Source organism: Neptuniibacter sp. SY11_33 (assembly GCF_047778025.1).
Classification (GTDB): Bacteria; Pseudomonadota; Gammaproteobacteria; order Pseudomonadales; family Balneatricaceae; genus Neptuniibacter.
Genome location: NZ_CP180543.1, coordinates 827121 through 840159 on the forward strand (window position 1 = coordinate 827121; position 13039 = coordinate 840159).

Annotated in this window: 11 protein-coding genes; all 11 read left to right on the forward strand. The window is 45.8% G+C overall.

Annotation, left to right across the window (positions count from 1 at the left end):
* Positions 1-13: 13 nt before the first annotated feature.
* Genes rsmH through ACMXYV_RS03720 form a run of 11 tightly spaced genes read left to right on the forward strand, consistent with a single transcriptional unit; the run spans position 14 to position 13038 of the window.
* Complete coding sequence (gene rsmH / locus ACMXYV_RS03670; RefSeq protein WP_415890421.1) at positions 14-952, forward strand: 16S rRNA (cytosine(1402)-N(4))-methyltransferase RsmH; 939 nt, start codon at positions 14-16, stop codon at positions 950-952.
* Positions 952-1320 carry a cell division protein FtsL gene (gene ftsL / locus ACMXYV_RS03675; protein WP_415890422.1) on the forward strand — a complete coding sequence of 123 codons (369 nt, stop codon included), beginning with the start codon at positions 952-954 and terminating at the stop codon, positions 1318-1320. Before rsmH ends, ftsL begins: the two co-directional genes overlap by 1 nt.
* Positions 1310-3013 carry a peptidoglycan D,D-transpeptidase FtsI family protein gene (locus ACMXYV_RS03680; RefSeq protein WP_415887101.1) on the forward strand — a complete coding sequence of 568 codons (1704 nt, stop codon included), beginning with the start codon at positions 1310-1312 and terminating at the stop codon, positions 3011-3013. The genes ftsL and ACMXYV_RS03680 overlap by 11 nt, the downstream gene beginning before the upstream one ends.
* A gap of 11 nt (positions 3014-3024) precedes the next feature.
* On the forward strand, positions 3025-4491 hold the full coding sequence (locus ACMXYV_RS03685; RefSeq protein ID WP_415890423.1) for a UDP-N-acetylmuramoyl-L-alanyl-D-glutamate--2,6-diaminopimelate ligase: 1467 nt from the start codon (positions 3025-3027) through the stop codon (positions 4489-4491).
* Entirely contained in the window at positions 4488-5858 is a 1371-nt protein-coding gene (locus tag ACMXYV_RS03690) for a UDP-N-acetylmuramoyl-tripeptide--D-alanyl-D-alanine ligase (RefSeq protein WP_415890424.1), read from the forward strand. Before ACMXYV_RS03685 ends, ACMXYV_RS03690 begins: the two co-directional genes overlap by 4 nt.
* Before the next feature lie 6 nt (positions 5859-5864).
* The gene (mraY, locus tag ACMXYV_RS03695) at positions 5865-6947 is read left to right on the forward strand and encodes a phospho-N-acetylmuramoyl-pentapeptide-transferase (protein WP_415890425.1); all 1083 of its coding nucleotides are present in this window, start codon (positions 5865-5867) and stop codon (positions 6945-6947) included.
* A gap of 14 nt (positions 6948-6961) precedes the next feature.
* Entirely contained in the window at positions 6962-8311 is a 1350-nt protein-coding gene (gene murD / locus ACMXYV_RS03700) for a UDP-N-acetylmuramoyl-L-alanine--D-glutamate ligase (RefSeq protein ID WP_415890426.1), read from the forward strand.
* A complete protein-coding gene (ftsW, locus tag ACMXYV_RS03705; protein WP_415890427.1) occupies positions 8311-9558 on the forward strand; it encodes a putative lipid II flippase FtsW in 1248 nt (415 codons plus the stop codon). The genes murD and ftsW overlap by 1 nt, the downstream gene beginning before the upstream one ends.
* On the forward strand, positions 9555-10646 hold the full coding sequence (gene murG / locus ACMXYV_RS03710; protein WP_415890428.1) for an undecaprenyldiphospho-muramoylpentapeptide beta-N-acetylglucosaminyltransferase: 1092 nt from the start codon (positions 9555-9557) through the stop codon (positions 10644-10646). The genes ftsW and murG overlap by 4 nt, the downstream gene beginning before the upstream one ends.
* Positions 10646-12094: a UDP-N-acetylmuramate--L-alanine ligase gene (gene murC / locus ACMXYV_RS03715; RefSeq protein ID WP_415890429.1), complete on the forward strand. Its 1449-nt coding sequence runs from the start codon at positions 10646-10648 to the stop codon at positions 12092-12094. The genes murG and murC overlap by 1 nt, the downstream gene beginning before the upstream one ends.
* The gene (locus tag ACMXYV_RS03720) at positions 12091-13038 is read left to right on the forward strand and encodes a D-alanine--D-alanine ligase (protein WP_415890430.1); all 948 of its coding nucleotides are present in this window, start codon (positions 12091-12093) and stop codon (positions 13036-13038) included. Before murC ends, ACMXYV_RS03720 begins: the two co-directional genes overlap by 4 nt.
* The last annotated feature ends 1 nt before the right edge of the window (position 13039 follow it).

Consider the following 13039-nt stretch of genomic DNA (forward strand, 5'->3'; position numbering starts at 1 on the left):
CGAGTAACGACGAATGAGCCAGGAATTTAAACATATCACAGTGCTGTTAAATGAAGCTGTAGAAGCTTTAGTGCAGGACGCGTCTGGTTTCTATGTCGACGGGACCTTTGGTCGTGGTGGCCATTCTGCATTGGTATTGGATCAATTGGCAGAAGACGGACAGTTAATGGGGATCGATAAGGATCCAACCGCTATTGCGCATGCGCATGAACGTTTTGCAGATGAAGGTCGTTTCTCTATAGCGCACGGCAGTTTTGCGCAATTGCAAGAGTTTGTAACAGAGCGTGGTTTGCAAGGGCAGGTCGATGGTATTTTGCTGGACCTGGGTGTGTCGTCACCACAGTTAGATGATGCTTCCCGTGGCTTTAGTTTTCTAAATGATGGTCCGCTGGATATGCGAATGGACACCTCTTCTGGTGAAAGTGCGGCTGATTGGATCGCTCGCGCAGAAGAGAAAGAAATTGCAGATGTGATTTACACCTATGGCGAGGAGCGTTTCTCCCGTCGTATGGCGAAAGCGATTGTGGCTAAGCGTGAGGAAGAGCCTATTACCACGACAGCTCAACTTTCAAAAATTATAGCTGAAGCCAATCCTGCTTGGGAAAAAGGCAAGAACCCTGCAACACGTGCTTTCCAAGGTATTCGTATTCACATTAATCGTGAATTGGAAGATCTGGAAAGTTGTTTGGATCAGGCTTTAGAAATGTTGAAAGTGGGTGGGCGTTTGGTCGTTATTAGTTTTCACTCACTAGAGGATCGGATTGTGAAGCGCTTTATTCGTCAGCATGTTAAAGGCGATGAGCATATTCCACGTGGTATTCCGGTCACAAACGATATGTTGAAAATTCGGTTTAAGAATGTAGGTAAGGCCGTGAAAGCGAGTGCCTCTGAAACTGAAGAGAACGTACGGGCTCGAAGTGCAGTTATGCGAGTGGCTGAAAAGGTCGCTTGATGCTTGGAAAGTTCTGGAAAAATTGGGTTGGCGATCAGGAGGATGAGAAGGGGAATTCATCTGGTCGAAACCATTTTTATAGTGCTGAAGAGTTGCTGAGCCCATTTTTATTGGTGTTTGTGTTGGTTGTGGTGCTTTTGGTGTCGTGCTTAGGCGTAGTAATGAGCGCCTTTGAATATCGGCAGTTATTCAACCAGCATCAGGAATTGATACAGCAAAGGGATGAGCTTCAAGTTGAGTGGGGGCAGTTGTTGCTTGAGCAAAGCGCATGGGCTGCCAATAACCGAGTTGAACAACAAGCAACGAGTGTGTTGGGCATGAAAGTGCCAGACGTTGAACAAATAGAGATCGTGAAGCATGAGCGATAACACTGAAGCAGCAGTTGGTAGGGGATGGCGCCTTTGGTTGGTGCTGGTTCTTCTATTGCTCGTTGCTGGTGGTATTACCGCTCGCATGCTTTCGCTTTATGTGGAAGAGCAGTCGTTTTTGCAAACCCAAGGTGATGCTCGCTCATTGAGAACGGTTCAGGTACCTGCTCATCGAGGGATTATCACGGATAGGCATGGTGAGCCTTTGGCTGTGAGTGCACCGGTAGCGACTATTTGGGCTGATCCGAAAATGACAGATATGCAGCACGATGGTTTGTCAAAACTAGCGGTGCTGCTGAAAACGAACAAAAAGAAACTACTGGCTAAGTTATCTGAAAATCGTAGCCGTAGGTTTTTGTATTTACAGCGTCAAGTTACACCTGAACTAGCTGAAAAAATTAGAGCTTTGCGCATTCCAGGTGTACATGTTGATCGTGAATATAAGCGCTATTACCCGGCCGCTGAGGTTACAACGCATCTGGTTGGTTTTACCAACTTGGATGGTAAAGGCCAAGAAGGTTTAGAGCTGGCTTATGAGGATTGGTTAAAGGCTGATGCTGGTAAACAGCTTGTAATGAAAGATCGTTTAGGTAGAACGATCAAACATATTCGTGAAGTTAAGCCAGCGCTGCATGGTAATGATATTCAGCTAAGCATCGATTTAAGGCTGCAATATCTAGCGTATAGAGAATTAAAAGCGTCAGTTGAAGCGCATAAAGCTGATGGCGGGTCGATTGTGATGCTAGATGCATCCACGGGCGAAGTGTTAGCGATGGTTAATCAGCCATCTTACAACCCGAATGATCCTAAACAGAGAATATCGACGGCATTAAGAAACAGGGCGTTAACCGATACATTTGAGCCGGGCTCGACAGTTAAGCCCATGACTGTTGCTGCAGCGTTGATGAGCGGTGAATACGAGCCGGAAACGATCGTAAATACTGCGCCTGGTTATATGCGTGTTAAAGGTAAAACGATTAGAGATCATCGTAATTACGGCGAGATAGATATCTCCACCATTATTACGAAATCCAGCAATGTTGGTGTAACGAAGCTGTCGTTAAGCTTACCTGAAGGATCGGTACGTAATCTGTATCACAATTTAGGCTTAGGGCAGGCAACAGGAATCGGATTCCCGGGTGAAAGTACGGGTTATCTGCCTTATCTGAATTCGAGACAGCAAGTAGAGCGGGCGACGCTTTCTTATGGCTATGGCTTATCGGTAACGCCATTGCAGCTAGCGCAGTCATATTTGGCGTTGGCTAATGATGGTGTTGTGAGCCCAGTGAGTTTGATCCGACAAAACGAAGCAGGCAAACCTGTTCGAGTCATGCCTGCGGATGTGGCGGTTGATGTCCGTGAAATGATGGAAACTGTGATTAGCGTTAAAGGTACGGGTCGTAGAGCTGCTGTGCAGGGGTATCGAGTGGCAGGTAAAACGGGCACTGTGCATAAAGTTGGCCGCGGTGGGTATATTGATGATCAGTACATATCCACTTTTGCTGGTTTGGCGCCGGTAAGTGATCCGCGCTTAGTCACAGTGGTGATGATTGATAACCCAAAAGGACAGGAATATTACGGTGGTGAGGTAGCAGCTCCGGTTTTTTCAAGAGCGGTAGGTGGAGCTTTGCGTTTGATGAATATCCCACCGGATAATTGGCCAGAAGTGAATAAGCAGGTTGCTCAGCGTTGAATGAGGTGACTATGTTGGAAATAAGTAGAACATTGAAAGAGATTGCGCCGGAGTGGGTTGACGAAACTTACGCCGGCATTGTCGTATCTGCTATTTCGCAAGATAGCCGCACGGTTTCACCCGGCACTTTGTTTATTGCTCGATCAGGCATTCAGCATCGTGGTGTCGATTTCGTTGAAGCGGCTGAAAAAAGTGGTGCAGTTGCGGTTTTGTTGGATAGTCGCGAGGTTGATGATTGTCCTTCGCTTGGTATCCCTGTGATTTCTGTGCCTGATTTAGTTAGTCAGATTGGCCCTGTGGCTGCGAATTTTTATGGTCATCCAAGTCGTCATTTGAATGTGATTGGCATTACGGGGACTAACGGTAAGACATCTTGTGCACATTTTGTTGCTCAGGCGATGAATGCGATAGGCACGAAAACAGCAATTGTTGGCACGATTGGAAATGGTTTCCCGGGTCAGTTAGAGCAGGCAACTCATACAACACCCGATGCTGTAGGTTTGCAGCGTTTGTTTGCTGAATTACGCGCTGCAGGTGCTGAAAGCGTTGTGATGGAAGTCTCTAGTCACGCTCTGCAGCAAGGCCGAGTTGCAGGGGTTGAATTTGATTATGCCGCATTTACCAACTTAAGCCGTGATCATTTGGATTACCACGGTTCTATGACTTCTTACGGTGCGGCTAAGGCAAGATTGTTTAAACGTTTTGATCTAAAAGCTTCGGTAATCAACAGTGATGATGCTTTTGGTCAAACGCTGTTAGCAGATGCTGAAGTTCAAGGTAAAAAAGTAGCGGTTGGGCGTGCACAAGGTGATTATCTGATCGCTGCATACCGTTTAGCTTTGCATGGCATCGAAGCGGAGCTTAAAACGGCGCAAGGCAACTTTGCTTTCGCGAGTAAAATTATCGGCGAATTTAATCTGGATAATCTGCTTCTTGTGGCGGCGTTGTTATCCGAACAAGGTTTTAGCCGAGAGCAGGTTATGCATGGGCTTTCCAAGTTAGATGCAGTGCCGGGGCGAATGCAGGCATTAGTCACTGCGGATAAGCCGTTAGTAATTATTGATTATGCACATACGCCAGATGCTCTAGAGAAAGCTATTCAAGCTGTGAGAGCCCATACTTCAGGGCGTTTGTGGTGCGTGTTTGGTTGTGGTGGCGACCGCGATACAGGTAAGCGAGAGCTTATGGGTACTATTGCAGATCGATTTGCTGATCGGTTGGTCGTGACTAGCGATAACCCAAGAACTGAACAGCCAGATAGCATTATTGAGATGATCGAGAGCGGTATTCATGATCATCAGGCGGATGTTGAAGCGGATCGTGCAGAAGCGATCAGAATGGCGATCAATGCTGCTTCACCAGAAGATGTCGTATTGATCGCAGGTAAAGGTCACGAAAATTATCAAGAGATTGCTGGTACACGTTACCCATTTAGTGATGTTGATGTGAGTAAGTCAGTTTTAGGGGTGGCGGTATGATTGGTCAGTGGTTTTTGCAGCAGTTACAGCAAACTTTTGGCGGGCAGATAACGGCTGATACTGAATTTACAGGTGTCAGTACAGACACGCGTACAATTAAGCAGGGCGATCTATTTGTGGCACTGGTTGGCCCTAATTTTGATGGTCATCAGTTTATAGAACAGGCGCTTGAAAAAGGCGCGGTCGCTGCAGTTGTTTCTCGACCTATGCCCGAAGTACAAGCGCCGTTGTGGCAAGTTGAAGATACTCGTATTGCTTTAGGGAACATTGCGCAAGCGAATCGCCAGCGCTTTGATGGCACTGTTTATGCGGTGACAGGCAGTAGTGGTAAAACGACAGTTAAAGAGATGCTATTTGCGATTCTGTCTCAGAACAATCAGGTATTGGCTACCAAAGGTAATTTGAATAATGACATTGGCGTACCGCTAACGCTGTTCGAATTAAGTGAACAGCATCAAATTGCTGTAATTGAACAAGGTGCCAGTGCGGGTGGTGAGATTGCTTATACGACAGCAATATCTCTGCCTGATGTCGCGATTTTGAATAACGCGATGGGTGCTCATTTAGAAGGGTTTGGCTCTCTGCAAGGTGTAGTCGAAGCGAAATCAGAGATCTTTTCGCGGTTAGGCAAAACTCAAGGTACGGCTGTCATCAACCTAGATGATCCGCACACAGAGTATTGGTTAAATCAAAATCAAGGAAAGCCGCAGAGTAACTTCTCTCTTAACTCTGAAAATGCCGCTGTGTATGCGTCGGACTTAACACCGTCTAGCAATGGCTGTTTTTCTTTTGTTTTGCACCGAGGCTCTGAATCTCAAACGGTGCAGCTGCAGGTGATGGGGCAGCATAACGTTGCGAATGCTCTAGCTGCAGCAGCTGCAGTGAGCGCTAAAGGAATGCCGCTAGCGGAAATTTGCAGCGGTTTAGAATCCTTCACTGCGGTATCTGGACGTATGCGTTGCTTGATGACAGCGTCTGGGGCTCAGGTGATTGATGATAGTTATAACGCCAATCCTGGTTCGGTAAATGCAGCAGTGGACCTGCTGGTTAGTTTGCCGGGTAAATCAGTATTGGTTTTAGGAGATATGGCTGAGTTAGGGGCAGATGCTGCTGATCAGCATGCAAAGGTAGGTTGTCGGGCAGCGCAGAAGGGGGTTAGTTGTTTTTATGCAACTGGCGTGCTGTCCCGGCACTCTGTTTCAGCGTATAACGCTGCAGCAGATGGGCAGGGAATGCATTTTGAAACACGTGAAGAATTAACTGCGGCCTTGGAAGAGTTGGCTGATCAGAATACTAATATTCTGATTAAAGGCTCGCGAAGCGCTGCGATGGATCAGGTCGTAAAGAACCTGACTGAAGGGGAATAGAAGGCAATGCTACCACTGCTGGCAGAATTTTTATCGGAATATTACAGCGGCTTTGCTGTATTTCAGTACCTAACCCTGCGTGGGATTTTGGGTGTATTAACAGCATTGTTGATAGCTTTGTGGGTCGGCCCTCATATGATCAACAAACTGCGTAGTAATCAGATTGGTCAAGCGGTACGAGATGACGGTCCTCAGACGCATTTGAGCAAAGCAGGTACACCGACAATGGGTGGTGCTTTGATCCTAGTTGCAATTGCGATTAGTACCCTTTTATGGAGTGATCTGTCTAACCCTTATGTATGGATTACTTTGGGCGTGACGCTTATTTTTGGTGCAGTTGGCTGGGTTGATGATTATCGTAAAGTGGTTGAGAAAAACCCGAGAGGCTTGCCGGCTAAGTGGAAGTATTTGTGGCAGTCAGTAGGTGGCATTGGTGCTGCAGTATTACTCTATTGCATGGCTTCCACACCGGTGGAAACAGAACTACTGATTCCATTCCTAAAAGATGTGTCGATTGATCTCGGTATCTTCTTTATCGTTTTTACCTACTTTGTAATTGTAGGTAGCTCTAATGCGGTGAATCTTACAGATGGTTTAGATGGCCTGGCTATTTTGCCAACCGTGATGGTGGCAGGAGCATTGGGTGTATTTGCATATCTGTCCGGTAACATTAATTTTGCTGAATATCTATTGATCCCATATGTACCGGGTTCTGGTGAGCTGATAATTTTCTGTGGAGCCATTGTTGGTGCAGGCCTTGGTTTCTTGTGGTTTAACACCTATCCAGCTCAAGTGTTTATGGGTGATGTCGGTGCCCTGTCTTTAGGTGCTGCGCTTGGTGTTATTGCCGTTATCGTCCGTCAGGAATTTGTACTGTTCATCATGGGCGGTGTGTTTGTTGCTGAAACAGTATCAGTAATTTTGCAGGTGGCATCGTTTAAATTAACAGGTCGCCGTATCTTCCGGATGGCGCCTTTGCATCATCATTTTGAATTGAAAGGTTGGCCAGAGCCTCGTGTAATTGTTCGCTTCTGGATCATTACCGTAGTTTTGGTGCTGATTGGCTTGGCATCTCTGAAAATTCGTTAAGGTAAAGTTTGAGCATGAGTTTAATCGCCAGCGATAAATTAAAAGTAGTCATCGGTTTAGGTCAAACCGGGCTGGCTTGTGCGCGCTATTTGGCGGCTAAAGGTGAGCGCTTTGTCGTTGTTGATAGCCGAGAAAATCCTCCAGGCATGGATGAGCTATCAACAGAGCTTCCTGACGTTAAACTGATTTGCGGGCCTTTTGATGCTGAACTACTGAGTGGTGCATCAGAATTGATTTTGAGCCCTGGTGTTGCACAAAGTGATCCTGCTATTCAAACGGCGGTCAAAGCGGGTGCGAAGTTAAGTGGCGATATTGATCTTTTCTGCAATGAGATCAGCGCACCAATTGTAGCGATTACCGGTTCAAATGCTAAAAGTACGGTCACTACCTTGGTGGGTGAGATGGCTGTAGCCGCAGGCTTGAATGTTGGTGTGTGCGGGAATATTGGTACGCCCGTACTCGAGATGTTAAACGAGCCTGAAAAAGATCTGTATGTTATCGAATTATCAAGCTTCCAGTTAGAAACAACCAATGATCTTCGAGCAGCAGTTGCAACGGTACTCAATATTAGTCCTGATCATTTAGATCGTTATGATTCTATGCAGGGTTATTATCAGGCTAAACACCGGATTTTCCGCGGAGCTAAAAAGGTGGTTGTTAACCGTGATGATGCACTGACAATGCCATTAATGCCCAGTGGTGTTGATCAGCTTGCTTACCACTTAGGTAAACCTGATCTGAAAGTCTTTGGTTTGACTGAAGAGAAAGGTGAAACTTGGCTTGCTGTTGGTCTGGATAAATTAATACCCGTATCTGAGTTAAAAATACGTGGTAGTCATAACATGGCTAATGCGCTGTCTGCATTGGCCTTAGGGCAATCTGTTGGTTTGCCAATGGATGCGATGCTAAAAGCATTAAAGAACTTTGCAGGCTTGAAGCATCGTTGCCAATGGGTAGCCGAAAAAGCCGGTATTGAATACTACAACGATTCAAAAGGTACTAACGTCGGTGCGACTGTTGCTGCGCTAAACGGTTTAGGAAAAACCCTATCTGCAGATCAGCGTATTGTGTTAATTGCTGGTGGTGTTGGTAAAGGTGCCGAATTCTCTGAATTGGCTGAACCAATGAAGCAGTTTGCAAGAGCGTTGATCTATATCGGCGAAGATGGATCGCGTTTAGCTGACAGTTGTGAAAACGTAATTAAAGAATCAGCCGACGACATGCAAGCTGCTGTTGCAAAGGCGCAAGCTCAAGCGAAGGAAGGGGATATTGTTCTGCTTTCACCTGCCTGTGCGAGCTTTGATATGTTCTCTGGTTTTCCCGCTCGTGGTGATGCTTTTATTGATGCGGTGGAGGCTCTTTAATGATCTCTTTGGCGATGACAAACATTAAGCAGAGGTTAGAGGGTTTAATTCCTTCGCCTCCGCCTGTTTGTACGTCACAAAGAGTGTTGCCATTTGATCCTTGGGTACTGGCTTGTTCAGTTGCTTTGGTTCTAACGGGGTTTGTAATGATTAGCTCTGCATCTTTAGATGTGGCGCTAAAAAATAACGGTACAGCGTATTTTTACGTTGTTCGTCAGTTCATATTTATCATGCTGGCGATGATTGGCGCTGTGGTTGTTTGGAATATCCCAATGCGCTTTTGGGAAAAGACCGGGCACTGGTGGATGTTGGCTGCCGGTGTCTTATTGATTTTGGTACTGATCCCGGGTGTAGGTAAAGGGGTAAATGGTAGTCACCGTTGGTTACCGTTGGGTCCTTTAAACCTTCAAGCTTCGGAAGTCGCTAAGTTCTGTATGGTGATGTACATGGCTGGCTACTTGGTAAGACGCTTGGATGAAGTACGTAGCAGTTGGAAAGGAATTGCTAAGCCGACCTTACCTTTGGGTATTTTTTGTGTGTTGTTGTACTTTGAGCCGGACTTTGGTGCCTTAGTTGTCCTGATGGGGACGGTTATGGGAATGATCTTTTTGGGAGGTATGCGCTTTTCCCAATTCTTGATGGTGATCTCTGGTGTAGTTGGTCTGCTAGTTGCTGTTGTAGGTCTGCAGCCTTACCGAGTGGCCCGACTTCAGAGCTTCTTAGATCCATGGTCTGACCCTTTTGGAACTGGGTATCAGTTATCTCAGGCACAGATTGCTTTTGGTCGTGGTGAATGGTTTGGAACGGGTTTGGGTAATAGTGTTCAAAAGCTATTTTATCTGCCAGAAGCTCACACTGACTTTGTGTTTTCAGTATTGGCTGAAGAGTTAGGTTTTATCGGCGCGATTGCTTTGATCTTGGTTTATGCCGTGTTAATCGTGAATATTTTCCGTATTGGTCGTCGAGCTGAAAAGGTAAAATCCTTTTTCTCTGCTTATGTCTGTTACGGCTTTGCAATTATCTTTGCTGGGCAGGCGTTGATCAATATTGGGGTGAATGTTGGCGCGTTGCCTACAAAAGGTTTGACGCTTCCTTTGGTGAGTTACGGTGGAAGTAGTTTGTTAGTGAGTTGTGCCATGTTGGCCGTTATTTTGAGAGTTGACTACGAATTGAAATTAGCTGGAAAAAATCAGCCAGATGCTGAAGCCAAAGAGCGTAAACAAAAAACTCAGGAGGCTGTCGCATGAGTACTTCTGATAAAAAAATAGCTCTGATTATGGCTGGTGGCACTGGCGGTCATGTCTTCCCAGCATTAGCCACAGCAGAGAAGCTACAGGCACAGGGTGTTCATGTTGAATGGTTGGGTTCTCGACACGGAATAGAAGCTGATTTGGTACCTGCAGCGGGATTAAAACTGCATTCTATTGAAGTGAGAGGTTTAAGAGGTAAAGGCAAGTTAAGCCTTCTTTTAGCTCCATTTAAACTGTTGATTGCTTTGTGGCAGGCGTTGTCGGTTGTTCGCTCTGTTAAACCTGATGTTGTATTAGGTATGGGCGGTTTTGCATCTGGTCCCGGTGGTCTCGCTGCATGGTTGTTAAGAATACCGTTGATCATTCACGAACAGAATGCTGTTGCTGGAATGACCAATAAGGCTTTGTCTAAATTAGCCAAAAAAGTTTTGGAAGCGTTCCAAGGTGCATTTAAAAGTGGCCTGGTGACTCAGACTGTGGGTAATCCGGTACGAGGTAGTATCTTGAATTTACCTGAACCTACAGAGCGTTTTTCTGGTCGTGAAGGGCCTTTACGTCTGCTTGTTGTAGGTGGAAGTTTAGGGGCGAAAGCGATTAACGACCTTTTGCCGGAGGTCCTTGCTGATTTGCCTCAGGAACAACGTCCAGAGGTTTGGCATCAGGCAGGAAAACGAAATATTGAAGAAACTCAGCAGCGTTATGAAGCGCTAGACGTAACTGAGTGTAAAGTTGTGGCATTTATCGATGATATGGCTGAAGCCTATAGTTGGGCAGATGTGGTTTTATGTCGTGCAGGTGCTTTAACGGTGAGTGAATTGAGCAATGCAGGTGTGGCATCTGTATTAGTGCCTTTTCCTTATGCGGTTGATGATCACCAAACTAAAAATGCAAATTATCTTGCAGAGAGAGATGCTGCAATTTTAATTCAGCAGTCGGATCTTAATAAAGAAATGCTGACAGCATTATTAACAGAACAATTAAATCAACGAGAAACGTTGATGGAAATGGCAAACAAAGCTCTATCACTAGGTAAACCTGAAGCAAGTGATGTGGTGGCAAATGTTTGTCTTGAGGCGATGAAGTAATGAAACAACAAAATGCTTTCACCCGTTATGAAATACCGGAAATGCGCCGTATTAGCCGAATTCATTTTATCGGCATTGGTGGTGTGGGTATGTGTGGTATTGCGGAAGTATTGCTGAACCAGGGATATCAGATCTCAGGTTCAGATATTAAAGTGTCCGCGACAACTCAACGCCTAGAAGGCTTGGGGATGAACATCTTTATTGGGCATGCCGATACCAATGTTTCAGGTGTGGATGTGGTTGTTGTTTCCACTGCGGTTAACGAAGAAAACCCAGAAGTGAAAGCTGCGCGTGAACAGCGTATTCCGATTGTGCGTCGTGCTGAAATGCTGGCTGAATTGATGCGCTACCGTCACGGTATCGCTGTAGCTGGCACTCACGGTAAAACAACGACGACAAGTCTGTTAGCTTCCATTTTTGCTGAAGGTGAGCTTGATCCGACATTTGTGATTGGCGGTCGACTAAACAGTGCTGGTACCAACGCCAAAATGGGCACGAGCCGCTATCTTGTGGCGGAAGCTGATGAAAGTGATGCTTCATTCCTTCACTTACAACCGATGGTTGCGATTGTTACAAACATCGACGCGGACCATATGGAAACTTATGAGAATGACTTCTCTAAGTTGAAGAAAACATTTGTCGAGTTTCTACATAACCTACCATTCTACGGTCTTGCGGTTATGTGTATCGACGATCCAGTAGTTAGAGAAATCCTTCCGGAAGTGAGTCGTCCAGTGCTTACTTACGGTGTAGAGGAAGATGCTGACTACCGTGCTGAGAATATCAGACAAGAAGGTATGTACACCCGCTTTACCGTTAAGCGCCCAGGGGATTTTGCCGATCTAGAAATCTCACTGAACATGCCGGGGCATCACAATATGTTGAATGCCTTAGCAACGATTGCTGTGGCTACCGATGAGGGCATTAGTGATGAAGCGATCTGCACAGCATTAACTAAGTTCGAAGGCGTTGGTCGTCGTTTTCAAGTTTTGGGGGACGTGCCTGTCAATGGTGGTAGCGTTATGTTGGTTGATGATTACGGTCACCACCCAAGAGAAGTTAACGCTGTTGTTAAAGCTATTCGTGAAGGTTGGCCTGATAAGCGTTTGGTAATGATTAATCAGCCTCATCGTTATAGCCGAACTCGTGATTTGTACGAAGACTTTGTGGAAGTACTTTCTGAAGCAGATGTGTTGTTGCTGCTAGAAGTCTATGCTGCTGGTGAAGAGCCAATAGCTGGTGCTGATAGCCGCAGTTTATGTCGAAGCATTCGTCAGCGTGGTCGTATAGATCCGGTATTTGTTAGTGACAAAGACACCGTTGCAGATGTGTTGAGAGATATTTTAGAGCCAGGTGATCTGTTACTGACCCAGGGTGCTGGTGATATTACAGCGCTTGCACATCAGCTAAATCAAGCCAATCTTGTAGCTGAAAAGGAGGAAAAATGAGTTATCAAATTGATGCTCAATTGAAATCCGATTTCGGACGAGTTGCGGTTATTTTTGGTGGTGATTCATCTGAGCGTAATGTTTCACTCAAGAGTGGTGCTGAGGTTTTAGCTGGACTACAGCGTGCAGGTGTTGATGCATTTGGTATCGATCTCTATGGCCCTAATGGTGATCTACAACCTTTACAGCAACTACAAGAAAATCACTTTGATCGTGCCTTTTTGATTTTACATGGCCCTGGTGGTGAAGACGGTACCTTGCAAGGTGCTTTGGAAATGCTAGGTAAACCATACACCGGAAGCGGTGTGGCTGCTTCTGCTATCGGTATGGATAAATTAAGAACTAAGCAGGTATGGATAGGCGAGGGCTTACCGACTCCAACCTTTGCGACTTTCAATGGTGATTTTGAGGTTGATGACATCGTTGAACGTCTAGGTTTACCGATGATTGTAAAGCCGGCTCACGAAGGTTCCAGTATTGGTATGAGTAAAGTAGCGAGTGCTAGTGAACTTAAAACTGCATTGGAAACAGCCGCTGGTTTTGATCGTAGTGTGATTGCTGAAAGCTGGATGAGTGGTGACGAGTTTACGGTTGCTGTGCTTGATGGTGATGCGTTGCCTCCTATTCAGTTAGTAACACAGCACGAGTTTTATGACTTTGATGCGAAATACCTAGCAAACGACACGCAGTACAAGTTCGATCATGGTTTGTCTGATGAAAAATTAACATCACTTAAACGCCTTGCTGAACAAGCATTTGCCGCAGTTGGCTGTAAAGGCTGGGGGCGTGTAGATGTGATGCAAGATCAAGATGGAAACTTCCAGCTATTAGAAGTTAATACTGCTCCGGGTATGACTGATCATAGCCTTGTGCCTATGGCTGCGCGAGAGCAAGGGATTAGCTTTGACGAGTTGGTCGTTAGAATCTTGAAAACGGCCCAATAGT